The organism is Aureimonas populi, assembly GCF_017815515.1.
GTDB classification, from domain to species: domain Bacteria; phylum Pseudomonadota; class Alphaproteobacteria; order Rhizobiales; family Rhizobiaceae; genus Aureimonas; species Aureimonas populi.
Window position 1 is genome coordinate 2,324,863 of record NZ_CP072611.1, and the last position, 24,290, is coordinate 2,349,152.

The 24,290-nt window shown below is 67.3% G+C and carries 21 protein-coding genes and 1 tRNA gene; 16 read left to right on the top strand and 6 right to left on the bottom strand.

What is annotated here, in order from left to right:
* Positions 1-2: 2 nt before the first annotated feature.
* The 8 genes from tolB (at position 3) to J7654_RS10875 (ending at position 10,163) form a co-directional block, all read left to right on the top strand.
* Complete coding sequence (tolB, locus tag J7654_RS10840) at positions 3-1,313, top strand: Tol-Pal system beta propeller repeat protein TolB (protein WP_209735953.1); 1,311 nt, start codon at positions 3-5, stop codon at positions 1,311-1,313.
* Positions 1,314-1,542: 229 nt separating this feature from the next.
* Positions 1,543-2,061 (top strand): peptidoglycan-associated lipoprotein Pal, encoded by a 519-nt coding sequence (pal, locus tag J7654_RS10845; RefSeq protein ID WP_209735954.1) that lies wholly within the window; start codon positions 1,543-1,545, stop codon positions 2,059-2,061.
* A 193-nt stretch (positions 2,062-2,254) separates the two neighbouring features.
* A complete protein-coding gene (ybgF, locus tag J7654_RS10850; protein ID WP_209735955.1) occupies positions 2,255-3,214 on the top strand; it encodes a tol-pal system protein YbgF in 960 nt (319 codons plus the stop codon).
* A gap of 62 nt (positions 3,215-3,276) precedes the next feature.
* On the top strand, positions 3,277-4,707 hold the full coding sequence (gene tilS, locus J7654_RS10855) for a tRNA lysidine(34) synthetase TilS (RefSeq protein WP_209735956.1): 1,431 nt from the start codon (positions 3,277-3,279) through the stop codon (positions 4,705-4,707).
* Positions 4,704-6,644 (top strand): ATP-dependent zinc metalloprotease FtsH, encoded by a 1,941-nt coding sequence (ftsH, locus tag J7654_RS10860; protein WP_209735957.1) that lies wholly within the window; start codon positions 4,704-4,706, stop codon positions 6,642-6,644. The genes tilS and ftsH overlap by 4 nt, the downstream gene beginning before the upstream one ends.
* A 232-nt stretch (positions 6,645-6,876) precedes the next feature.
* Complete coding sequence (gene glmM, locus J7654_RS10865) at positions 6,877-8,220, top strand: phosphoglucosamine mutase (RefSeq protein WP_209735958.1); 1,344 nt, start codon at positions 6,877-6,879, stop codon at positions 8,218-8,220.
* 122 nt (positions 8,221-8,342) lie between these two features.
* Entirely contained in the window at positions 8,343-9,149 is an 807-nt protein-coding gene (locus J7654_RS10870) for an outer membrane protein (RefSeq protein ID WP_209735959.1), read from the top strand.
* Between the two features lie 204 nt (positions 9,150-9,353).
* Positions 9,354-10,163, top strand: a complete 810-nt coding sequence (locus J7654_RS10875; protein ID WP_209735960.1) for an outer membrane protein — start codon at positions 9,354-9,356, stop codon at positions 10,161-10,163.
* A 78-nt stretch (positions 10,164-10,241) separates the two neighbouring features.
* On the opposite strand, the gene J7654_RS10880 is transcribed toward J7654_RS10875, so the two are convergent.
* Positions 10,242-10,754, bottom strand: a complete 513-nt coding sequence (locus tag J7654_RS10880; protein ID WP_209735961.1) for a hypothetical protein — start codon at positions 10,752-10,754, stop codon at positions 10,242-10,244.
* A 159-nt stretch (positions 10,755-10,913) separates the two neighbouring features.
* Here J7654_RS10880 and J7654_RS10885 point away from each other — a divergent pair, with 159 nt between their 5' ends.
* Together J7654_RS10885 and serA are read left to right on the top strand one after the other, a co-directional pair.
* Positions 10,914-12,089 carry a phosphoserine transaminase gene (locus tag J7654_RS10885; RefSeq protein ID WP_209735962.1) on the top strand — a complete coding sequence of 392 codons (1,176 nt, stop codon included), beginning with the start codon at positions 10,914-10,916 and terminating at the stop codon, positions 12,087-12,089.
* Positions 12,090-12,295: 206 nt separating this feature from the next.
* On the top strand, positions 12,296-13,888 hold the full coding sequence (gene serA / locus J7654_RS10890) for a phosphoglycerate dehydrogenase (protein WP_209735963.1): 1,593 nt from the start codon (positions 12,296-12,298) through the stop codon (positions 13,886-13,888).
* A gap of 56 nt (positions 13,889-13,944) precedes the next feature.
* Here the strand turns inward: serA and J7654_RS10895 are convergent, their stop codons facing one another.
* Positions 13,945-14,850: a DMT family transporter gene (locus tag J7654_RS10895; protein ID WP_209735964.1), complete on the bottom strand. Its 906-nt coding sequence runs from the start codon at positions 14,848-14,850 to the stop codon at positions 13,945-13,947.
* A gap of 187 nt (positions 14,851-15,037) precedes the next feature.
* Here J7654_RS10895 and J7654_RS10900 point away from each other — a divergent pair, with 187 nt between their 5' ends.
* The gene (locus tag J7654_RS10900; RefSeq protein ID WP_209735965.1) at positions 15,038-16,330 is read left to right on the top strand and encodes an adenylosuccinate synthase; all 1,293 of its coding nucleotides are present in this window, start codon (positions 15,038-15,040) and stop codon (positions 16,328-16,330) included.
* Between the two features lie 138 nt (positions 16,331-16,468).
* Complete coding sequence (locus J7654_RS10905; RefSeq protein WP_209735966.1) at positions 16,469-18,079, top strand: prolipoprotein diacylglyceryl transferase; 1,611 nt, start codon at positions 16,469-16,471, stop codon at positions 18,077-18,079.
* Positions 18,080-18,156: 77 nt separating this feature from the next.
* Here the strand turns inward: J7654_RS10905 and rpoH are convergent, their stop codons facing one another.
* Positions 18,157-19,062 (bottom strand): RNA polymerase sigma factor RpoH, encoded by a 906-nt coding sequence (gene rpoH / locus J7654_RS10910; RefSeq protein ID WP_209735967.1) that lies wholly within the window; start codon positions 19,060-19,062, stop codon positions 18,157-18,159.
* 204 nt (positions 19,063-19,266) lie between these two features.
* Positions 19,267-20,187, bottom strand: coding sequence for an RluA family pseudouridine synthase (locus tag J7654_RS10915; protein WP_209740458.1), 921 nt, complete (start codon positions 20,185-20,187; stop codon positions 19,267-19,269).
* A gap of 125 nt (positions 20,188-20,312) precedes the next feature.
* On the opposite strand from J7654_RS10915, the gene J7654_RS10920 reads away from it, so the two are divergent.
* The 3 genes from J7654_RS10920 to J7654_RS10930 all read left to right on the top strand — a co-directional run bounded on the left by J7654_RS10920 (position 20,313) and on the right by J7654_RS10930 (position 21,703).
* Complete coding sequence (locus tag J7654_RS10920; RefSeq protein WP_209735968.1) at positions 20,313-20,657, top strand: fimbrial protein; 345 nt, start codon at positions 20,313-20,315, stop codon at positions 20,655-20,657.
* 73 nt (positions 20,658-20,730) lie between these two features.
* Positions 20,731-20,805: transfer RNA gene (locus J7654_RS10925), tRNA-Glu, on the top strand.
* Between the two features lie 67 nt (positions 20,806-20,872).
* Positions 20,873-21,703, top strand: a complete 831-nt coding sequence (locus J7654_RS10930; RefSeq protein WP_209735969.1) for a TrmH family RNA methyltransferase — start codon at positions 20,873-20,875, stop codon at positions 21,701-21,703.
* Here the strand turns inward: J7654_RS10930 and J7654_RS10935 are convergent.
* Both J7654_RS10935 and J7654_RS10940 read right to left on the bottom strand, forming a co-directional pair.
* Positions 21,633-22,517: a hypothetical protein gene (locus J7654_RS10935; RefSeq protein ID WP_209735970.1), complete on the bottom strand. Its 885-nt coding sequence runs from the start codon at positions 22,515-22,517 to the stop codon at positions 21,633-21,635. The genes J7654_RS10930 and J7654_RS10935 overlap by 71 nt on opposite strands.
* Positions 22,518-22,621: 104 nt before the next feature.
* Positions 22,622-23,203, bottom strand: a complete 582-nt coding sequence (locus J7654_RS10940) for a DUF1134 domain-containing protein (protein WP_209735971.1) — start codon at positions 23,201-23,203, stop codon at positions 22,622-22,624.
* A gap of 302 nt (positions 23,204-23,505) precedes the next feature.
* On the opposite strand from J7654_RS10940, the gene chpT reads away from it, so the two are divergent.
* Positions 23,506-24,165, top strand: coding sequence for a histidine phosphotransferase ChpT (gene chpT, locus J7654_RS10945; RefSeq protein WP_209735972.1), 660 nt, complete (start codon positions 23,506-23,508; stop codon positions 24,163-24,165).
* Positions 24,166-24,290 lie beyond the last annotated feature (125 nt).

Sequence of the window (24,290 nt, forward strand, 5' to 3'; positions counted from 1 at the left end):
GCATGAAGACAGTCGCCAAGGCCGCTTTTGCGGCCCTCCTTCTTGGCCTGGGATGTGCCGCCGCCACGGCGCCCGCCCACGCGCAGGTCGAGATCGACATCACCAGCGGCAATGTCGAGCCCTTGCCCGTCGCGCTTCCCGCCTTCGTTTCCAACGACGGCATCGGCACCCAGATCTCCGACGTGGTGACGGCCGACCTTCGCCGCTCCGGCCTGTTCGCGCCCATCGACCGGGCGGCCTTCATCCAGCGAGACGTGAGCCCCGATGCGACGCCGCGCTTCCAGGACTGGACGGTCATCAACGCGCAGGCGCTGGTGACCGGCAAGGTCACGCCCGAAGCCGACGGGCGGCTGCGCGTGGAGTTTCGGCTGTGGGACACCTATGCCGGGCAGCAGCTCGACGGGCAGCAGTTCTACACCAACCCGGAGAACTGGCGCCGCGTCGCCCACATCATATCCGACGCGATCTATGAGCGACTGACGGGCGAGCGCGGCTATTTCGACACCCGCATCGTCTTCGTGGACGAGACGGGCGCGAAGGACGCGCGGCGCAAGCGCCTGGCCATCATGGACCAGGACGGCGCCAATGTGCGCTTCCTCACCGAGGGCAACGACCTGGTGCTGACGCCGCGCTTCTCGCCGAACCGGCAGGAGATCACCTACATGTCGTTCGGGCAGGGCGAGCCGCGCGTCTACCTGCTCCAGCTCGAGACCGGCCAGCGCGAGATCGTGGGCAATTTTCCCGGAATGACCTTCTCGCCCCGCTTCTCGCCGGACGGCCAGCGCGTGATCATGAGCCTTCAGCAGGAAGGCAACTCGAACATCTACGCGATGGATCTGCGCTCTCGCGCCACGACGCGCCTGACCAGCACCAATGCGATCGACACCTCGCCCTCCTACTCGCCGGACGGTTCGCGCGTGGTCTTCGAGAGCGATCGGGGCGGGCGCCAGCAGCTCTACGTGATGGGTGCCGACGGCTCCAACCAGAACCGCATCTCCTTCGGCGACGGCTCCTATTCGACGCCCGTCTGGTCCCCGCGCGGCGACCTGATCGCCTTCACCAAGCAGTCGGGCGGGCAGTTCCAGATCGGCGTGATGCGGCCGGACGGCTCGGGGGAGCGCATCCTGACCTCCGGTTTCCACAATGAGGGGCCGACCTGGGCGCCGAACGGGCGGGTGCTGATGTTCTTCCGCGATCCGCAGGGCGGCTCCGGGCCGCAGCTCTACTCGATCGACCTGACGGGCCGGAACGAGCAGCGCGTGCCGACCCCCAATTTCGGCTCCGACCCCGCCTGGTCTCCCGCTCTCGAATAGGGGCGGGGGCCTTTCAGGCTTGCGTCAGGCTTGCGCCCCGCGATTTTGTCGCGGGGCGTTTTCGTTCGAAGGCGGCTCATGCCGCCTTTCCGACGCATTCTCGATTCATTCGCCTAAGGCAGGGACAGCGCGATTCACGCCGTCGCCGGCCTTGATGTTGACGGCTCCTTAACCCCGTCAGGGTAAACCGGCAGTGTAGCGAATCGACCGCATTTTAGGGGAAACGGCCATGAGCCGCATTGCACTCGTTCTGGCCGCCGCACTCCTCGTGACAGGCTGCGCGAACCGTAACCAGACCCTGCCGGACAACGCCGCCGGCCTCGGCCTCGGCGGGCCGGGCGGCATGGGAGGCGCCGGCGGCATGGGCGGCAGCGCGGCGCCGGGCACGAGCCAGGACTTCACGGTCAATGTCGGCGACCGCATCTTCTTCGATACCGATTCCTCCTCGATCCGCGCCGACGCGCAGGCCACGCTCGCCCGCCAGGCTCAGTGGCTGAACCAGTATCCCTCCTACGCCATCGTGGTGGAGGGCCATGCCGACGAGCGCGGCACGCGCGAATACAATCTGGCGCTGGGCGCCCGCCGCGCCGCCGCCACACGCGACTTCCTGGCCGCGCAGGGTGTGCCGGCCAACCGGATGCGCACGATCTCCTACGGCAAGGAGCGCCCCGTCGCGGTCTGCGACGACATCTCCTGCTGGTCGCAGAACCGCCGCGCCGTGACGGTTCTCTCGGGCGCCGGTTCCTGACGCTTTCCCGCAACACACGCTGAAGGATAGCGGCCTCCATCGAGGCCGTTTTCCGTTCATCGCGCGCTCCTCGGCGTTCGGCCAAACTTTGGCCGAACTCGCTGCCTTGTGCTGGTTTCCAGAATCCTGAAACGTTGACCTGCCTGCCCTTCGGTGCGAGCAGTTCCGCGTTGTGAGAGCGGAGCCGACAGTCATGGCCAATTTCCTCTTCCCGTCCTTCGCCTCGGCAGCGCTCGCCGTCGCGGTGAGCGCCGCTCCCGCCGCGGCCATTTCGCTTCCCTTCGATCTGGGTGGGCGCTCCTCCGAGCGCGCGGCGGCCTCGGCGGCCGAGGAGCGCCCGGTTCTGATGGCGCAGGCCTCGGACGTGTCCGTGCGAATCTCGCAGATGGAAGAGGAGATGCGGCGCCTGACGGGCAAGGTGGAGGAGATGTCTTTCCTGGTGTTGCAGTTGCAGGAGCAGCTTCGCAACACGCAGGAAGATAACGAGATGCGCTTCCAGGATTTGGAGGGCGGCTCCGGCGGTGGTGGGGCGGCGCCCGAACGGCGCAGCCAGGCCGTCCCTTCGGCCGGCAGCGGCGACGGCGAGTTCGCGCTCGGCCTTCCGGGTGCCGCCCCCCGGGCCCCGGAGGCCGCGCCGCAGGACGATGAGATCGGGGCGCTTCTCGACAATGCCAGCCTGCGCGATATCGGCGCCGGCCTCTCCGGCGGCGGCGCACCCGCCGCCTCCCCGGCGCCCGGCTCGCAGACCGTCGCCTCCATCGCGCCCAACGGCCCGGTGGAGCTTTACTCGCTGGCCTACAACTACATGCTGGCCGGCGACTACCACCTCGCCGAGCAGAGCTTCCGCCAGTATGCGCAGGCCTATCCCGATTCCGACGATACGCCCGACGCCCAATACTGGCTGGGGGAGAGCCTGTTCGCACAAAGCAAGTATCGCGATGCCGCCGAAGTGTTCCTGACCGCGCAGAAGGAGCACCCCGAAAGCGGCAAGGCGCCGGAGATGATGCTCAAGCTCGGAATGTCGCTGGCGCGCCTGGATAACCGCGAGACCGCCTGCGTGACCTATGCGGAGGTCCAGAAGCGCTATCCTTCGATGACCGCCAATGTGAAGCGCAAGCTCGACGAGGAGCGCAGCCAGGCGAGCTGCAGCTAGCAGCCGTGCTTCCGGGCTTGGCCCGCGTGCCGCGCCGGGCCATGCTCCAGCCCATGGAGCTTTTGAGCGACAGACCGATTTCGGCCGGGGAAGGGCTCGCCCTTCTCCGGCCTTGCCTTGCACCGGGCAGCCGGGCCGTTCTGGCCGTGTCGGGCGGCGCTGATTCGCTGGCGCTTCTGGTGCTGGCGGGCGAGGCCGCCCCGGCGCTGGCCGCCCTGGGCGTCTCGCTCTCCGTCGCAACGGTCGATCACGGATTGCGGCGCGAATCGGCGGACGAAGCGCGCTTCGTCGCGAAGATGGCCGCACGCTGCGGCCTGCCGCACACCATTCTTCGCTGGGACGGCGCGGGCGCGGCTCCCAACCTCTCGGCCCGGGCGCGCGAGGCGCGATATGCGCTTCTGGCCGAAGAAGCACGGGCGCGTGGCGCGGGCGCGGTGCTGACGGCGCACCATCGAGACGACCAGGTCGAGACACATCTTCTGGCGGCCGCGCGGGGCGCGACGGGCCCGCGTCTGGCCGGGATGCGCCCCGTCCGCGCGCTGGCGCCGGGCCTCGTCCTCGCGCGTCCGTTCCTCGGCGTTCCGGCGGCCCGGCTTCGCCGCAGCCTGTCCGCTCGCGGGCTGCGCTGGGTGGAAGACCCGACGAACAGCGACCCCGCCTATGCGCGCGCCCGCCTGCGCGCCCGGCTTGCGGCACAGGGCTTCGACGAGGCGGGAATCGCCGCCGCGCTGGCGCGCGCCGGGGAGGAGCGCGCGCAGGCCGAACGGGCCTTGGTGCGGTTCCTGCGGGGGCAGGCTGGTTTGAGCGTGGGGGAGGCGGGCGATATCCGCTTTTCGCAGGCTGCTTTCGCCGCCGCTCCGCTCTGCGTGGCGCTGGATTTTCTCGCCCGCGCCGTGACGGCGGCCGGTGGCTCGGCCCAGCCGGCCTCGCGAGAGAAGATCGCGCGGCTGGGCGGGCGCCTGCGCGGCGGCGGGATCGTCCACGCCACCCTGGGCGGCTGCCGGCTCGGTGCGGGGGCGGGGGCGGTTGCCCTCTCGCGCGAGTTCGGCCGGCGCGGTCCCGATGTCGTCCGCCCGGCCCCCGGCCGGCGCCATGCGGTGTTCGACGGCCGATTCGATGTCGTGCACGAAGAAGCGGCGGCCCGGATCGAGGCTTTCGGCCGGCTCGGCCGGGGCAACGCGCTGGAGGCGACCCTGCCTGTCGTGACGCAGGAAGGCGGGCGCGTCCTGGCGGCGCATCGCGGCCTTCTGCGCAAGCTCCCCAAGGGAACCGCCGTGCTGGCCGCCACGCAGCGGGTGGGATGGCGGCTGCTGGCCGATCTTGATATCGAAGAGGCCATGTTAACCGGCGTCGGGCAAATCGCCGCAAATCCGCCCGAGCCGGTTGGCAAGAAATGGGGGGATCACTATCTTCACCCGGACGGACGAGGCGTCGAGATCGACAGCGCGACCGCTCGTAACGAGGTCACGGCGCAATTCCAGGACGGCCCATGAACCAGAATTTCCGGAACTTCGCCCTCTGGGCGATCATCGCGCTTCTTCTGATCGCGCTCTTCCAGCTATTCTCGAATGGCTCGCAGCAGGCCGGCGCCCGCGAAATTCCCTATTCGCAGTTCCTCTCCGAGGTCGATAACAGCCGGGTGCGCTCGGTGACGATCCAGGGGCCGCGAATCACGGGCAACTACACCGATCAGTCCAGCGCCTTCCAGACCTATGCGCCGGAAGACCCAGCGCTGGTGCAGCGGCTGGAGAACGCCAACGTCCAGATCAACGCCGCGCCGCCCTCGGACAATTCCAATCCCATCTGGTCGATGCTCCTCTCCTTCGGCCCCATCCTCCTCATCCTCGGCGTCTGGATTTTCCTGATGCGCCAGATGCAGGGTGGCGCTGGTGGCAAGGCCATGGGCTTCGGCAAGTCCAAGGCCAAGCTCCTGACCGAGGCGCACGGCCGCGTCACCTTCGCCGATGTGGCGGGCGTGGACGAGGCCAAGCAGGATCTCGAGGAGATCGTGGAGTTCCTGCGCGAGCCGCAGAAGTTCCAGCGCCTGGGCGGCAAGATTCCGCGCGGCGTGCTGCTCGTCGGCCCTCCGGGCACGGGCAAGACGCTCACCGCGCGCGCCGTGGCGGGGGAGGCGAACGTGCCCTTCTTCACCATCTCCGGCTCGGACTTCGTGGAGATGTTCGTCGGCGTCGGCGCCAGCCGTGTGCGCGACATGTTCGAGCAGGCGAAGAAGAACGCGCCCTGCATCATCTTCATCGACGAGATCGACGCGGTCGGTCGCCATCGCGGCGCGGGCCTCGGCGGCGGCAATGACGAGCGCGAGCAGACGCTGAACCAGCTTCTCGTGGAGATGGACGGCTTCGAGGCGAACGAGGGCATCATCCTCATCGCCGCCACCAACCGCCCGGACGTTCTGGACCCCGCGCTTCTGCGCCCGGGCCGGTTCGACCGTCAGGTCATGGTGCCGAACCCCGATGTCGGCGGTCGCGAGAAGATCCTCAAGGTGCATGTGCGCAACGTCCCGCTGGCCCCCAATGTGGACCTGCGCACCATCGCGCGCGGCACGCCGGGCTTCTCGGGCGCGGACCTCGCCAACCTCGTCAACGAGGCGGCGCTGATGGCGGCCCGCCGCTCCAAGCGCCTCGTCACCATGCTGGAGTTCGAGGACGCCAAGGACAAGGTCATGATGGGGGCCGAGCGCCGCTCCATGGCCATGACCGAGGAAGAGAAGAAGCTGACGGCCTATCACGAGGCGGGCCACGCCCTTGTCGGCATCTTCGAGCCGTATAATGACCCGCTGCACAAGGTGACGATCATCCCGCGCGGGCGCGCGCTGGGCGTGACGATGAACCTGCCGGAGCGCGATCGCTACGGTATGCGCAAGAACGAGATGGAGGCGCGCCTTGCCATGATCTTCGGCGGCCGCGCCGCGGAGGAGATCATATACGGCCTCGACAATGTGACGACCGGCGCTTCCAACGACATCCAGCAGGCCACCAACATGGCCCGTGCGATGGTGATGGAATACGGCATGAGCGACAAGCTGGGCCGCCTGCGCTACCGGCAGAATCAGGAGGAGGTCTTCCTGGGCCACTCCGTGTCGCAGCAGCAGAACATGTCCGAGGACACCGCGCGGCTGATCGACTCGGAGGTGCGCGGCATCATCGAGGTGGCCGAGAACAAGGCGCGCAAGATCCTCAACGAGCACATCGACGATCTGCACACCCTCGCCAACGGGTTGCTCGAATACGAGACCCTCTCGGGCGATGAGGTGCGCGACCTTCTGGCTGGCAAGACGCTGGCACGCGACATGGGCGACGACACGCCGCCCTCGCGCGGCTCGGCTGTGCCGAAGGCCGGCCCGGCACGTCATCCGGGCTCGGAGGGCGGCAAGCCGGCAGGCGACTTCGAGCCTCAGCCGTCCACCTGAGGGCGTTGTCCGGCACACAATGCGCAAAGGCGGCCCTCGGGCCGCCTTTTTCATGTCGGCGCTGACATTCTTTTTTACTTTCAGCGCGATGATCGGCGCACTAGAGCATCGGGCCGGCAAACGGAACGCCGTCTCACTGCGGCCCCGTTACTTCATTCATGCGTTCGATCGCGCGCCGTCCGTTGGGACGAGAGGCCGATCGGAGGCCTTCGATCTTTCTGGAGAGACCCCCATGGGCAAGCGCTATTTCGGTACGGACGGCATTCGCGGCAAGGCGAACCTGCATCCGATGACGCCGGATGTGGCGATGAAGGTCGGCATGGCGGTGGGCCTCGCCTTCCGGCGCGGCAGCTACCGGCACCGGGTCGTCATCGGCAAGGACACTCGCCTTTCCGGCTACATGATCGAGAACGCCCTCGTCGCCGGCCTCACCTCGGCCGGCGTGGACGTCTTTCTCCTCGGCCCAATGCCCACCCCTGCGGTTGCCATGCTCACGCGCTCCATGCGCGCCGATATCGGCATCATGATCTCGGCCTCCCACAATCCCTTCGACGACAATGGCATCAAGCTGTTCGGGCCGGATGGCTACAAGCTGTCGGACGAGGTGGAGCGCACCATCGAATCCATGATCGAGGAGGATTTGTCGCCGCGCCTCGCCAAGGGAACGATGCTCGGCCGCGCCAAGCGCGTTGACGGAGTGCACGACCGCTACATCGAATTCGCCAAGCGCACCCTGCCGCGCGACTTCACGCTGGAGGGCCTGCGCGTGGCCATCGACTGCGCCAACGGCGCGGCCTACCGCGTGGCGCCGGCCGTGCTCTGGGAGCTGGGCGCGGAAATCGTCAAGATCGGGGTCGAGCCCGATGGCACCAATATCAACCTGAATTGCGGCTCCACCGAGCCGCTGGCCCTGCAGGACAAGGTCCGCGAGGTCCGCGCCGATATCGGCATCGCGCTGGACGGCGATGCGGACCGCGTCCTCATCGTGAACGAGCTGGGCGAAATCGTCGACGGCGACCAGCTCATGGCGGTCATCGCCGATAGCTGGGCGGGGGAGGGTCGCCTGGCAGCGGGCGGCGTTGTGGCAACCATCATGTCCAATCTCGGCCTGGAGCGCTTCCTGGAGACGAGGGGCCTGCAACTGGCCCGCACCAAGGTCGGTGACCGCTATGTCGTGGAGCACATGCGCGAGCACGGCTACAATTTCGGCGGCGAGCAGTCCGGCCACATCGTCATGTCCGATTTCGGCACGACGGGAGACGGCCTGGTCTCCGCGCTACAGATCCTCGATGTCGTGCGCCGCAGCGGCGGCACGGTTTCCGAGGTCTGCCGCAAGTTCGAGCCCGTGCCGCAGATCCTGAGGAATGTCCGCTTCGCCGGTGGGGAGCCGCTGGAGAAGGATACCGTGCGGCTTGCCATCGACAATGGGCGCGTGCGCCTGGGCAATGCCGGGCGTCTCGTGATCCGCCCATCCGGCACCGAGCCGCTGATCAGGGTCATGGCCGAAGGGGACGACCCCGCCCTGGTCGATTCCGTGGTGGATGACATTGTCGGGGCGCTCCAGGCAGCGGCCTGATACTTGCCGCAAGGTCGTTTTTCGCTTCGTCAGTAAACCTCGCGTTAATTATTAATATTTACGCTCTCCAGTATGCGGACGTGTAGCCGCGCCCATTCCTGGTCATATTGGAGACGTGACTCATGAACCGGCTCTTCGTCCTCGCCCTCGCAGGGGCGAGCGCATTCAACTTCGGCGTAGCTTCGGCTGCGGATATCTTCGTGCCCCCTCCCATAGAATATGTGGAGGAAGTCAAGCCTGATTATACCGGCTGGTATATCCGGGGAGATGCTGGATACTTGTTCGAGTCGAAGACCGACTGGAACTATCGCATGTTCGGGCAGGATGATTTCAGCGAGTATCACTACGACCGCGTGAAGCATAAGAGTGGTTATACCGTAGGTGCGGGCGTGGGTTATCGCTTCGCCGAGCATTTTCGCACAGATGTGTCTGCGGATTACTATTCCTTCGATATCGAAGGCAACAGCCGCTGTCCCATCGCGCCTTTCGCGGGCAGTTTCGGTCCCGGTTGCTCCTTCGACGACCGTTCGGACGCCGATGTCTGGACCGTGATGGCGAACGCCTATGTCGATCTTCCCTATTTCGGCCCGCTGACGCCCTACTTCGGTGCCGGCATCGGCTTCGCGCACGTCTCCTATGGCGACCTGAAGAACGATATCCGCGACGCGTCCGGCTCGGTCGTCTTCTCCGATGTCCATTCGGGCGAGGACTCCTGGCGCTTCGCCTCCTCGCTCATGGCCGGCGTAAGCTACGATGTGATCAAGAACGTCGCGCTCGATGTCGGCTACCGCTACACCCGCGTCTTCGACGGCGACGCCTATGGCTGGGACACCGAGGACACCGCACTGGGAGCGACCGGCGTGCAGACGCGCGACAACGGCTTCGACATCCACGCCGTGCGCGCGGGCCTGCGCTACACCTTCTTCTAGGTCGCGCCTTCACTGATCTCCGAAAGCCGCCGTGGCCAGCTCCACGGCGGCTTTTTCGTGCGTGCCCGCCTTTGCGAACGGCTCCGCCCAGCGCCGCGCAAGGTTAACGAACACGGTTAATCAACCCTTAACTCTATGCCCCGCATAACCGGATTAAGGATGGCAGGCCGGCTTGGGCCGGGCAGAGAAGAGGCGTTTGGGGCGATGAGAATCCGCAGGACCGTTCTTGCAACCTTGACGGTCGTCATGGCCGCGTCGACGGCGGCCAGCGCTGCCGACATGCCGGTCTATGGCGGTATGCTGAGCTCGGCGCCGGAGCTGGTGCCGGTGGAGATCGGCACGGGCTGGTATCTGCGCGGCGACGTTTCCTACGATATCGAGCAGGATTATGACGGCCGGGCCGGCCTCTACTCGCCCTTCGCCAGCGTGTCCACGGACTATGACGACCTGACGCTCGACGACGCGTTTTCCGGCGGTCTAGGCATCGGATACCAGTTCACCGACTTCCTGCGCGGCGACATCACGGCCCGCTACGGCAAGTCGGATGTGAGCGCCTTCACGGATCTGAACGGGGCCTGCTTCTTCGGCGCGACCTGCGACCTTCGCGGCACCGCCGAGATGGAAACCTGGGACCTGATGGCGAACGCCTATGTGGATCTGGGCACCTTCGCCGGCTTCACCCCCTATATCGGCGGGGGCCTGGGCGCCGTGAACGTCTCCTACCAGGATGCGAGCCTGGCTTATTGCGATACGGGCCTTGGCGGATGCGTGACCGATACGGTGGGCAGCGGCGAGGATTCCTGGCGTTTCGCCTATTCGCTGATGGCGGGCCTTGCCTACAATATCAACCGCAGCCTCGCCGTGGACATCGGATACCGCTATCTCAACGTGGACGGGGGTGACATGTACAATTTGGCGCTGGACGGCGATTTCGCCGGTTCGGGCCTGTCCTCGCAGGACGATGGATTCGACCGCCACAGCATCACGGCGGGCTTGCGCTACAAGCTCTGGTAGGCCGCAGCGTCCGTGAGAAAGAGAGGCCGGAGAAGCGGAGCGCTTCGCCGGCCTTTTTCGCGCGCGCCGGAGGCCGGCTCAGCGGCTGTCGCGCTTGCCCTGGGCATTCTTCACGAACTGCGAGACACGGCCCGCTTCCATGGGGCTGCCGATATCGTCGGCTCGCTCGTTCTCCACCGGGTTCATGCCCGTGTCCTTGGTGCGCCCGGCCGAGGGCCGCTTGGCGGCGGGCGCCTGGCGCTTCAATGTCAGCGCGCGCCGGGCATGGGCCTGAAGCTGCGTCCTCGCCTCGCCCTTGCGGCGGCGCGTGCGCTCCTTGTTGGCACGCGAGACAGCTTCGGCCAGGATCCCGGCCTTCTCCCGCATTCCGGTGCTGGCGTTCTGGTCGATCCCGCCGCCGCCGCGCCTGGCCTCGCCGCGCCGCCGCCGTGCCATATCGTGGGCACGGTCCCGCCGTTCGCGTAAGCGGGAGATCAGCTGGTTGAGATCGGTGTCGCCGATCTCGGCCAGAGCCGGGCGGTGGGTCTGCTCCACCATCTCGAGCTCGTCCTTGTCCAGAACCCGCTGTTCGTCCTTCCTGCGCGTCGCCATTCTCTCTCCTTTCGAAATCCACTGTGAAGGAATCCAACTCGTCATTCGCGGGCAGGGTTCCGTTCGAACGTGCTTGACGGGGCTGGCGGAGAGGCATAGAGGCGACGGCGGGACACCTCTCCCCAACGAGAGGCTTCTATCTGAAAGGGTAGCTATCAGATGGCGAACATCACCACGCCGGCATTGCGTCCGGCCGATCCCCGTTTCTCTTCCGGCCCTTGTGCCAAGCGTCCCGGCTGGACGCTGGACGCGCTCTCCGACGCCCCGCTCGGGCGCTCGCACCGCGCCAAGATCGGCAAGGCCAAGCTTCTCCAGGCGATCGAGGACACGCGCGAGGTTCTGCGCGTTCCGGCCGACTATCGCATCGGCATCGTGCCCGCTTCCGATACGGGCGCGGTGGAGATGGCCATGTGGTCGCTGCTCGGCGAGCGCGGCGTCGATCTCCTGGCCTGGGAAAGCTTCGGCGCCGGCTGGGTGACGGATGCGGTCAAGCAGCTCAAGCTTGCCGACGCGCGCGTCCTTGAGGCCGGCTACGGCGAGATCGTGGATTTCGCGAATGTCGATTTCGACCGCGACGTCGTCTTCACCTGGAACGGCACCACCTCCGGCGTGCGCGTGCCGAACGGCGAGGCCATTCCCGCCGACCGCGCCGGCCTGACGATCTGCGACGCCACCTCGGCGGCATTCGCCCAGGACCTGCCGTGGGACAAGCTCGATGTCGTCACCTTCTCCTGGCAGAAGGTGCTGGGCGGGGAGGCGGCGCACGGCATGTTGATCCTCTCGCCCCGCGCTGTCGAGCGGCTCGAAAGCTACAAGCCGGCCTGGCCGCTGCCCAAGATCTTCCGCCTCACCAAGGGCGGCAAGCTCATCGAGGGTATCTTCAAGGGCGAGACCATCAACACGCCCTCCATGCTGTGCGTGGAGGATTATCTCGATGCGCTGCAATGGGCGCGCTCGCTGGGCGGGCTGGACGGGCTGAAGGCGCGCGCGGACGCGAACCTGGCGGCGATCGAGCGCTTCGTGGAGGCGAACGACTGGATCGGCTTCCTGGCGAAGACGCCCGAGACGCGCTCCAACACGTCGGTCTGCCTCACCTTCACCGACCCCGCGATTACCGGCCTTTCCGCCGATGATCAGGCGGCCTTCGCCAAGGGCGTGGCCTCGGCGCTGGAGAAGGAGGGCGTCGCCCTCGATATCGGCGCCTATCGCGATGCCCCTCCGGGCCTGCGCATCTGGGCCGGCGCGACGGTGGAGACCGCCGACATCGAGGCACTGATGCCCTGGCTGGCCTATGCCTACGAGGCGCAAAAGGCTTCGCTGAAGCAGGCGGCCTGAAGACCGGCGTCACTCCCGCCTTTCCGTAAAGCGTCATCCCGGCCTCGAGCCGGGATGCATCCCAGATCGTCGAAACCGCCTTGCCGTCACCGGATCCGATGCGGCCATGCCTTGGGGCATGGTTCCCGCATGGAGGATGACGAGGCATCGAGGTTTCACCAGGGCCGTCCGTCCGGCGACGGCCGACACCAGTTCAGGATTTTCCCATGGCACCCCGCGTTCTCGTTTCCGACAAGCTTTCCAAGACCGCCGTCCAGATCTTCAAGGATCGCGGCGTCGAGGTGGATTATCTGCCCGACCTCGGCAAGGACAAGGAAAAGCTCCTCGAAGTCATCGGTCAGTATGATGGCCTTGCCATCCGCTCGGCGACGAAAGTGACCGAGAAGGTCATCGCCGCCGCGACCAATCTCAAGGTCGTCGGCCGCGCCGGCATCGGGGTCGATAATGTCGATATCCCGGCGGCGAGCCGCAAGGGCATCATCGTGATGAACACGCCCTTCGGCAATTCCATCACCACGGCCGAGCACGCCATCGCGCTGATGTTCGCGGTGGCGCGCCAGCTTCCGGCCGCCGATGTCTCGACCCATGCCGGCAAGTGGGAGAAGAACCGCTTCATGGGCGTGGAGATCACCGGCAAGACGCTCGGGATCATCGGTTGCGGCAATATCGGCTCGATCGTTGCCACGCGCGGCGTGGGCCTGAAGATGAAGGTCGTCGGCTTCGATCCCTTCCTCTCGCCCGAGCGCGCCAAGGAGCTCGGCATCGAGAAGGTGGAACTGGCGGATCTGTTCAAGCGGGCGGACTTCATCACCCTGCATACGCCGCTGACCGACAAGACCCGGGGCATCATCGACGCGGCCGCCATCGCCACGATGAAGGACGGCGTCCGCATCATCAATTGCGCGCGCGGCGGCCTGGTGGTCGAAAAGGATCTGGCCGAGGCGATCAAGGCCGGGAAGGTGGCCGGAGCGGGCATCGACGTGTTCGAGGCGGAGCCCGCCACCGATTCTCCGCTCTTCGGGCTGGAGAACGTGGTGTGCACGCCGCATCTGGGCGCCTCCACCTCCGAGGCGCAGGAGAATGTCGCGCTCCAGGTGGCCGAGCAGATGTCGGCCTATCTCATCGAGGGAGCGGTTTCCAACGCGCTCAACATGCCGTCGATCTCGGCCGAGGAGGCGCCCATTCTCACGCCCTTCGTCAAGCTGGCAGAGGTGCTGGGGGCCTTCGCCGGGCAACTGACGGAAGACCCCATCACGGAGGTCGAGATCCTGTTCGATGGCCAGCCGGCGGGGATGAACACCCGCGCGCTCGTCGCCGCCGCTCTCTCCGGCCTGCTCAAGCCGCAGATGCAGAGCGTCAACATGGTTTCCGCGCCTTTGATGGCCAAGGAGCGCGGCATCCAGGTTTCCGAGGTGCGGCGCGACAAGTCGGGCGTCTTCGACGGCTATATCCGCGTCACCATCAAGACTGCCGCCATGGAACGCTCGGTGGCCGGCACCTGCTTCTCTGACGGGAAGCCGCGCTTCATCCAGATCAAGGGCATCAACATGGAGGCCGATGTCGGCCGCTACATGCTCTACACCACCAACAAGGACGTGCCCGGCGTCATAGGCGAAATCGGCATGGCCTTCGGCAAGGCGGGAATCAACATCGCCAACTTCCATCTGGGCCGCGACGAGGAGGGCGGAAACGCCATCGCGCTCCTCTATCTGGACGAGCCGCTGACGCCGGCTTTCATCAAGGAGGTGGAGAGCTTGAACGCCATCGGCCAGGCCAAGCTCCTCGAATTCGACATCTAGGGCTCCGGCTTACAGCTGACTTGGAAACGAAGGGCGCTTCTTGGGAGCGCCCTTCGTCATTTGGCGGGCCGCCACGCCGCCCGGCCCGCGCGCTCGGCCAGCATGATGCCGCCGATCACCAGCGCCAGCGCGATGAAATGATAGGGCAGCAGCGCCTCTCCCAAAATCGCCACCGCCATGACGGCGCCGGTGATGGGGACGAGGTTGACGAAGAGATTGGCCCGGTTGGCGCCGATCAGTTCCACGCCGCGAATGTAGAAGACCTGGGCGGCGATGGAGGGCAGGATGGCAGTGAACAGCGCGATGGCCCATCCCGTGGCGTCCGGCGCCACGAAGCGACCTGTGGCTGTCTCCCACAGAAGCAGGGGGATCGCGGCCGCGAAGGCCGAGGCGCACAGGACGAAGATCAGGCTTATCCAGTGCAGGGGCGGCTTCAGCCGCAGAGCCACCGTGTAGCCGCCGTAGAGCAGCACCGCCCCCAGCATCATCGCGTCGCCGATATTGAGATCGAGCGTCAGGAGGGCCGTGGGGTCGCCCCGTGCGGCGGCGAGAAGCACGCCCGCCGCCGTGAGGGTGAAGCCCAGGACCTGCATCGGCAGAACCTTGACCTTGTAGAACAGGAACATGCCCAGGAACACGACGAGCGGCATGGCGGACTGCACGATCATTGCCTGGACGGCCGTGGTGTGGAGGAGCGCGGTGTAGAGAATGGCGTTGAACAGCGCCATCCCGCAGGTGCCCATCGTGAAGAGGAAGGGCAGGCGGGAGATGATCACCTGGCGGTCGGCGCGCAGCTTGTGCCAGGCGAAGGGCAGGAGAAGAAGCGTCGCCATGCCCCAGCGCAGGACGTTCAGCATCATGGGCGAGACGTGGCCGACGGCGAGCTTGCCCCCCACCGCATTCGCGCCCCAGAAAATGGCGGCCAGGACGAGGAACAGGTATGGGTGGGCGATGAGGCGCATGATCGGGCATCCATAGGCTGGCGCCCGAGCGCGCCGCAAGAGCGGTCTGCGTGCTGGGGAGCAGTCGCAAAAAGCGTATCGCGGCCCTCGCATCGCGGGTGCCGTTTGGCTATGGTCCGGCCGTTTTGCAAAGAGGGGTGAAAAGCCCGCCGGCATGGAAAGCGCATCCCGCTTCCAAGGAGAGTGAATGGCGAACGTCGTGGTGGTCGGCTCCCAGTGGGGCGACGAGGGCAAGGGCAAGATCGTCGACTGGCTGTCGGAGCGCGCCGATGTCGTCGTGCGCTTCCAGGGCGGGCACAATGCCGGCCACACGCTGGTGGTGGACGGGGTGTCCTACAAGCTCTCCCTGCTGCCCTCCGGCGTGGTGCGCAAGGGCAAGCTTTCGGTCATCGGCAACGGCGTCGTCTTCGACCCGCACGCCTTCGTGGCCGAGAAAAAGCGCCTGGAAGGGCAGGGGGTCGGTATCTCTCCCGACAGCCTTCGCATCGCCGACAATGCCGCGCTAATCCTCTCCGTCCACCGGGAGCTGGACGCCATCCGCGAAAATGCCGCCTCCGGCACCAAGATCGGCACCACGCGCCGCGGCATCGGCCCGGCCTATGAGGACAAGGTGGGGCGGCGCGCCATCCGTGTGATGGACCTTGCCGAGCCGGACAGGCTGGCCGAGCGCATCGAGCGCCTGCTCGCCCATCACAATCCGCTGCGGAGGGGCCTGGGAGAGGCGGAAGTCTCGGCCGAGGCGATCATGGACGAACTGACCTCCGTCGCCGGCGAGATCGTGCCCTATCTCGACCGCGTCTGGCGCCTTCTGGACGAGCGCCGCCGTGCGGGCGAGCGCATCCTGTTCGAGGGCGCGCAGGGCACGCTGCTCGATATCGACCATGGCACCTATCCCTTCGTCACCTCGTCCAACACGGTGGCGGGGCAGGCGGCGGCCGGCTCGGGCCTCGGCCCCTCCGCCATGGGCTTCGTCCTCGGCATCACCAAGGCCTATACGACACGCGTCGGCGAAGGGCCGTTTCCCACCGAGCAGGACAACGAGATCGGCCAGTTCCTGGGTGAGAAGGGGCATGAATTCGGCACGGTGACGGGCCGCAAGCGCCGCTGCGGCTGGTTCGACGCCGTGCTCGTGCGCCAGGCGGTGGCGATCAACGGCATTCACGGGCTTGCGCTGACCAAGCTCGACGTGCTCGACGGGCTGGACGAGATCCGCATCGCGGTGGGATACGAGCTGGACGGGCGGCAGATCGACTATTTCCCCGCCAGCCTCGCGGCCCAGATGCGCCTGAAGCCGATTTATCGCAGCTTCGAGGGGTGGAAGGATACGACGGCGGGGGCAAGATCGTGGGGCGACCTGCCGGCGCAGGCGGTCAAATATGTGCGCCAGATCGAAGAACTCGTGGGAGCGCCGGTCACGCTCCTGTCGACCTCGCCGGAGCGGGAGGATACGATCCTCGTCCGCGATCCGTTCGAGGACTGAACGCGGAGAATGCCGCTGGTCGGTCGAGATGACGCCCCAAAGAGCGCGCAGGGTGGCGGGCGAAAGCTTGCGGCCAGCCGGCCGCGCTATAGGGGGCGCTCCCACGCCGATGCGGTCACCTTATGAGCAGGGCATGACATGGCGGATTTGAGCGCCGTTCTGAAGAAGACGATCGACGCGCTGCCCTCGGCCAGCCCGCAGCTTCGGGCCAAGGTCTACGAGAAGGCGCGCGCCGCGATCGCTCGCCAAATCGCCAGCGCTGACCCGCCGCTGCCGCAGACGATGGTGGAGGCGCGCCAGCGCGCCCTCGAGGAAGCGATCGCCGCGACGGAAGCGCATTACGCGGCGGGCGAGGGCGGGCCGGTGCCGGCCGCCCCTGTCGCCGAGGCGCCGCGCCAGCCATCGCCGCCGCCACCGGCTCCCCGTGCGCCGGCCGCCGCGCCACCGCCACCGCCGCGCCGCCCCGAACCGACCCCGCCCCCTCCCGCGCGCCCCGTGCCCGACGAGGACGAGGCGCGCCCCGCGGTGATCTCGCAGGCGGAGCATCGCGCCCCGGTGGCCCCGCCCGCGCGCGAGGAGCCGCTGCGCTCCACCCCGCCGGCGGCCGGCGAGCCGCGCCGGGTGCCGCCGCCTCAGGCGCCTATCGCGCCGAAGAGGGAAGCGAGCCCGCTTGCGCCGCCCGAGCCCATCCGTGAGACGGAGCCGAGCGAAGGCTCGCTGGTCGACGATATTCCGGAGGCCGATCTCGCCGCGCCCGCTTATGCGCGCCGCCGCGCGAAGGGCGCGCGCAAGCCGCTGTATACGAGCCTTGCCGCGCTTCTCTTCATCGGCGGGCTGGGAGCGGCCGGCTATTTCTACAGCGACGAGATCGCTGGCGCGCTGAGCGGCAGAGAGCCGGAAGTCGCATCCTTGCCGGCCGAGGAACCCACGGCCGAACCGGGCGCGCAGCCGCCTGCGGAAGAGGGGGAGGCGACCGAGCCCGACGCCGCCGGGACCGCGCCCGATCCCTCCAGCCGCCAGTTCACCCAGCGGCTTCTGCCCGATGGGTCCGAAACGGATGAAGGGCCGGCCCAGAGCACCGCCAACGTGTTCGACGAGGGCACCGACGTCGCCGCCGCCTCACCCATCCTCACGCCTGAGCCGCCGGCCGCCGAATCGGTTTCCCCGCCGGCGGCGGACGCTGCCGGGGAGGATGGCGTGCCGGTGGGCCAGCGCGCGGTGTTCTACGAGGAGCGCTCCGCCAGCCAGCCGGGTTCGCAGCATGTCGGCAATGTCGTCTGGAGCATCGTCAACGAGCCGCCGGCGGCCGGCCAGCCGCCCGAGCCGGCGGTGAGGGCGCAGGCCGATATCACCGAAACAGGCCTGCGCCTGACCATGACGATCCGCCGGAACGCCGACGCCACGCTGCCGGCGAGTCATGTGATCGAGCTTCTGTTCGACACCCCGGCGGACTTCGCGGGCGGGGCGGTCGAGAACGTCCAGCGCCTGGCGCTGAAGCCGACCGAGCAGGCACGCGGCGAGCCCCTCATCGGCGTGGCCGGCAAGATTTCGGACGACTTCTTCATCATCGCGCTGAACGATCTCCAGCAGGCGGTCGACAACAATTTGAGCCTGATGGCCAACGAGCAGTGGATCGATATCCCGCTGGCTTACACCAGTGGCCAGCGCGCTCTCATGTCCCTTGAAAAAGGGATACCGGGAGAGCGCGTCTTCCGCGAGGCGCTGGACGCCTGGGCTACCAGAAGTTGAGAGCCGGCTTTTCCGACCGGGCATGAAAAAGCCGGCCTCCATTTGGGGCCGGCTTTTTCGTCTTCCGGTTTTCGGCGTCAGGCGTCTGCGAGAACCCGAAGCTGGCGCCGGGCGGCCTCGGCCGTGTCCTTCACGGCCTTCTGCACCTTCTCGAAGGCGCGCACCTCGATCTGGCGAACGCGCTCGCGGCTGATGTCGAACTCGCTCGACAGCGCTTCCAGCGTCAGCGGCTCCTCTGCCAGGCGCCGCGCCTCGAAGATGCGGCGCTCGCGATCGTTCAGGACCTCCATCGCGCCGCGCAACATGCCGCGCCGCTGCTCCAGCTCGTCCTGATCCGCCAGCATCTGCTCCTGGCTCTCGGACTGGTCCACGAGCCAATCCTGCCACTCGCCGGATTCGCCCTCCGTCGCGCGGATCGGCGCGTTCAACGAGGCATCGCCGGAGAGACGGCGGTTCATCGAAACGACCTCCTCCTCGGAAACGCCGAGCTGCGTGGCGATCTGCTGCACCTGATCGGGGCGCAAATCGCCGTCCTCGAGCGCCTGGATTCGGCTCTTCATCTTGCGCAGGTTGAAGAACAGGCGCTTCTGGTTGGCGGTGGTGCCCATTTTCACCAGGCTCCACGAACGCAGGATATATTCCTGGATCGAAGCCTTGATCCACCACATCGCATAGGTGGCGAGGCGGAAGCCCCGGTCCGCGTCGAAACGCTTGACGGCCTGCATGAGGCCGACATTGCCTTCCGAAACCACTTCGCCGATGGGAAGGCCGTAGCCGCGATAACCCATGGCGATCTTGGCCACGAGCCGCAGATGGCTCGTGACGAGCTTGTGAGCGGCATCGCGGTCGTCATGCTCAGCATAACGCTTGGCGAGCATGTATTCTTCCTGCGGCTCCAGCATGGGGAAGCGCCGGATTTCCTGGAGATAGCGGCTGAGGCCGCCCTCGCCGGAGGTAATGCTGGGAAGATTTGCCTGAGCCATCGAAGCCCTCCATCTCTTACAGCCGCGCCAAGACGCGCCGGCCGGTGGCCGCCCCGCTTGGAAAGCCGGAACGGCAGACGTTAATATGGGTGTCGAACAAGGCGATTGCACGTCCGCCCAAGGCCCCTGCGGGGCGACGCACCGTTCAAAAAACGCAACGTGCATCAATCGCTTGCGGCTATCCTTGCCGCTTCTTTCGAAAGTTTAATGTTCGAATGCGGCCATGAGTTCCGCCATGTCGGCGGGCGGCGGGGCCTCGAATGCCAGCCTTTCCCCCGTGCGCGGGTGCACGAAGCCGAGACGCTGGGCATGAAGGGCCTGGCGCGTGAACGCCCCGGCCAGCCGACCAGCCTCGTCCGGCAACGACGATGCCTTGGAGCGAAACCCGGCGCCGTACACGCCATCGCCCACCAGCGGATGGCCGATATGGGCGAGATGAACCCGGATCTGGTGCGTGCGCCCCGTTTCCAGCCGGCATCGCAGAAGCGCGGCGAAGGCCGGCGGTGGGCCGTAACGGGACACCACCTCCCAATGCGTCACGGCTTCGCGCGCATCGCTGCGCGCCGCCGGCACGACGCTGCGCTTGGTGCGGTCGCTGTTGGAGCGCCCCAGGGCAGCGTCCACCCGGCCGGAAGGACGGGCGGGCGCGCCCCAGACGAGCGCGAGATAGGCACGCTCCATCCGGCCGTCGCGGCCATGGGAGGCGAACTGAGCGGCAAGGCCGCGATGGGCCGCATCGTTCTTGGCCACCACCATCACCCCGCTCGTCTCCTTGTCGAGGCGGTGCACGATCCCGGGCCGCTTGACGCCGCCGATGCCCGAAAGGCTGTCGCCGCAGTGATGGAGGAGGGCGTTGACGAGGGTTCCGCTCCAATTGCCCGGGCCGGGATGAACGACCAGCCCGGCCGGCTTGTCCACGACGATCAGGTCCTCGTCCTCGTAGAGGACGCTGAGCGGGATCGCCTCGGGCTGCGGGTCGGGCGCCTCCGGTTCGGGCAGGAGAAGGGAGACGACCTCGCCCCGCGCCATCTTGCGGCTCGGCTGGACCGCGCGAGCCTCGTCGATCCCCACGCACCCCTCGCCGATCAGGGCCTGGAGGCGCGCGCGCGACACCTCGCCCTGCATCCGCCGGGCGAGGAACTGGTCGAGACGAAGCCCCGCCTCCTCCTCGCCCACGGTGAAGCGGGTTGCCTCGCGCTCTTCTTCACCTGTATCGACGGGCGGAATCGTTTCCTCCGAAAGGCTTATGGATGACCGAGATCGACGAGACGGCCGAAGAGCCGCTGGACCCCGCCACCGAGCGCGTCCGGCGCAAGATGGTGCGCCTTCTCGCCGTCTCCATCGGCATCATGCTGATCGGCGTTATGGCGGTGCTGGCCGCCGTTGTCTACCGCACGTCGGAAGGCGGCGGGCGGCTTGAAGCAGGCGCGAGCGTTCCCCTCGCGCTGCCCGTGGCGGGCGATGTCGTGCAGTCGTCGCTGGATGGCGACAGGCTTCTCCTGCAACTGCGCCCGGCGGGCGGAACGGACGAGCTTCTCGTGTTCGACAGGCGGGACGGAACGCTTCTCTCACGCCATCCGCTCGTCCTTCCGTGAACCATGCAGATTGGCGCGACAGGAGACTTGCCATCGCCGGATCGGCCGATTATACGGAGCCCACACTGGTTACGCGCCCATCGTCTAGCGGTTAGGACGGCGCCCTCTCACGGCGCAAACAGGGGTTCGATTCCCCTTGGGCGTACCAGTCTGTTCCCCGGTTTTATGGCGTTGAATTCGGTTTTGCACACGGTGTCCCGTGTCGGAGCCGGGATATGAGCGTCGGCGGCCATATTGCGCTGACGCCGATCGACGATCCGGCCGATTCGCGAATCGAGGTCTTTCGCGACATTCGCGAGCGCGATCTCGTGGGGCGCGGCGGCTTCATCGCCGAGGGGGCGGTCGTTCTCGACCAGCTTCTCGCCTCGTCCTTCTTCCAGCCCACCGCGCTTCTGGTTCTGCGCAATCGCCTGGCCGGCCTTATGCCGCGGCTGGCGGGGTTGCGGCCCGGCGTGCCGGTCTATGTCGCCGAGCGGGCGGTGTTCGATGCGGTCGCTGGTTTCCCGGTTCATCGCGGCGTGATGGCCCATGCCGTGCGCCGGCCGGAGAAACGGCCTCTTTCGCTTCCGGCCATGACCGCGCGGGGCGCTCTCTTCACCGTGGCGGCCGGCATTTCCAACCATGACAATATGGGCGCGATCTTCCGCAACGCAGCCGCCTTCGGCGTCGACGCGGTGATCCTGGACGAGACGAGCTGCGATCCGCTCTACCGGAAGGCCATCCGCGTGTCTGTCGGGAGCGTGCTGCGCGTGCCGTTCATCCGGCTTGGCGCGGTGGAGCAAATCGTGGAAGAGCTGGAGGGCCTAGGCGTCGAATGTCTGGCGCTGGCGCCCGGCGCGAGCGTTCCGCTCCAGCGCTGGCGTCCGGCGCCGTCATCGGCGCTCTTTCTGGGGGCCGAGGGGGAAGGGCTTCCGCCTGCCGTCTGGACACGGATGAAAGCGCTGCGGATCGAGATGGCGCCGGGGCTCGACAGCCTCAACGTCGCCCATTGCGCCGCGATCGCCCTCCACCACGCTTTTTTGCATCGCTCGCCCCCGGCCCGGTAGGGCTGGCCGGCGTATTGCCGGACGAGGGGCGCGCCGTGTCGGCCGCCGCAAGCTCGCGCACCCGTTCGGCAAGGCTGCGCGGGGCGCCGCGCTCTTTCCTCTCCGGGGCTTCGCCCGCCACCATCGCGGCGAGGGGCGATCCATCCCCCTCCTCGACGGCGGTCCGGTGAATCACATGGGCCGCGATTTCGGCCAGCCTCTCGCGGATATCGGCGTCCTGTTGCTCCCCTTGCGCAACGGGCAAGGCGCCCTCCATGGAGGGCGAGGCGGCGCTCGAAAGCGCCGCGACGCGCGTCCGGCTGGCCGAAAGCTCGACGCTCAGCTCGTCCCGCTCGGTCTCCAACTCGTCGATTCTGGCCAGAAGCGTGTCGATCTCCAGCGCGCGCTCCGTGATTTGCGCCTTCATCTCCGCATTGTCGGCCTCGAGCGCGGCCACCGTCTCGCTCAATGCCTCGCTGCGTTCGCGCAAGGAGGAAAGTTCTCCCCGCAGTGCATTGGCATCTGCCTCGAACTGCTCGCGAAAGTGCTTCATCTCGGCGTGAGAGGCCGTCAGGCGGCCGACCTTGGCGCGTTCCAGCGCGGCCTTCTCGCGTGCTTCGTGCGCCGCCATCTCGTGCCGGCGAACCGTCATGGCGGCCTCGGCGCGCACACGGTCCACCTCCGCGCGCAGCTCGTTCATCGTGGCCGGCATGGTGGCCACGAAGTCGCGCCGCGCCAGCCGCTGCGCGTTGCGCCACAGGATGGGAACGAACAGGAGGCAGAAGAGGATCGCGACAAGCGCGCCGAGAAGGAAGACGAGGCCGGTGGCGATCATGAAAATCCTGTTCGGGCGGCGGGGAGCCGTGCCGATAGTGAGGGCGCGCCGGCCGCTTTGCAAGGAGGCGGAGGGCCGGCGGAGCGGCCTTCCGCCTCAAAGCCTTAGAAGGGATTCCAGGTCGGAGCCGGCGTGAGCTTGAGATAGCCCAGATTGATGCCGAGACGCGCGCCGACACCCGTGCGGATGGGCACCATCACCACATTGTCGCGCTGAAGCACCGTCATGCCGAGCCCGCCGACCAGATAGGCGCTGCCCGTCACCCCGCCGAAGCGGCCATAGACGTTCTCCACGGCCGGCAGGTTGTAGACCAGCATCATCATCCGTGCACCATCGGCGCCAGCGTCGAGGCCGATGGAGGGCCCCTGCCAGAAGATCCGGTGCTCGCCCGCATTCTTGGTGAAGAGCGTACCCTCGCCGTAGCGCAGGCCGCCGATGAAGGCGCCGCCGGCTTCCTCTCCGAGGATATAGCCGTTGGGCAGGCCGAAGCTCTGGAAGGCGTGCTCGACGACGGAGGCGAGGCCCCCGGAGGTGGCGCCGAAGAAGCCGTGCCCCTCCTGGACGATCTCCTCCATCGTATAGCCGGCCGATTGCGCCGAAGCGGGCGCGGGGCCGGCGAGGACGGCTGCGGAAAGTGTCATCGCGACCGCGGCGATAAGGCGGATCTGCCTGAGCATGCGGATCATCGGGCGCATTCCTTCATCGGATGAGGCACGCGCCGGGCTTCGCCGCTCGCGGGCCTTTCGTAAGGGTCGGCTCCGATTGAAGCACCATATGGTTTGCAACTGCCTAACGAGCGCAAAGCGGCAACACTCGACTCCCATCGCGCCCGGCCGGGGAGGAGGCGGTTGACGCACGGGGCCAGCCGACTCATTCTCGCCGCGATTCGACCCCGACGGGCCCTTGCCGTTCGCCTTCGTGCAGCCGGTGCGTCCTGCCGGGCATGGGGATGCGCGCTCGCGAGGCGCCCACCAGAACTGGACGAAAAATGACGAACCTGCCTGCTTTGTCCGCCCCCGAGCTGGCCGCGCTTCTCGCAAGCCGGCTGTGCCACGACATCATCTCGCCGGTGGGGGCGGTGCAGAGCGGGCTCGAACTGCTCGACGAGATGCCGGACGACCCCGAATCCATGGCGCTCGTGCGCAACTCCACCAAAAGCGCCGTCGCCAAGCTCCAGTTCGCCCGCATCGCCTATGGGGCCTCGGGATCGACCACGGCCCAGATCGATCTCGGCGACGCGCAGCAGGTGGCGGAGGGCTTCATGTCCTTCGAGCGCGCCGGCCTCTCGTGGAGCGGCGAGCGCGCCTATGTGCCCAAGAACATCGCCAAGCTCATCCTGAACCTCGTCGTCATCGCCAACGCCTCCGTGCCGCGCGGCAAGGAAGTGGAGGTCGCGGTCGAGCGCCTTGAACCGACCGTGCGGGTGGTAGTCACGGCGCGCGGCGCTCCCTTGCGCGTGCCTGCCAAGTTCCGGGCCCTCCTGGCCGGAGAGGCGGACGACGAAGCCATCGACGCCCACGCCGTGCAGCCCTATTACACCCTGCTTCTGGCCGCCGAGGCCGGCCTCGGCGTGTCGCTGGAGCAGAAGGAGGGCGAGGCCGTCTTCACTGTCGAAAGCGCGGGGAGCGCGGCGAGCGAAGCCGCCTAGCGCATCCGTCCCTTCACCCTTTTTTGGCTATCTTCGGGAACCGCCCGGCAAGGAGAGGCGGGCATTCTGCACGTCCCTTGCCGGCCGCCGGCACGCCCCCCAAGGGGGCCGAGACTGTCCGGAGT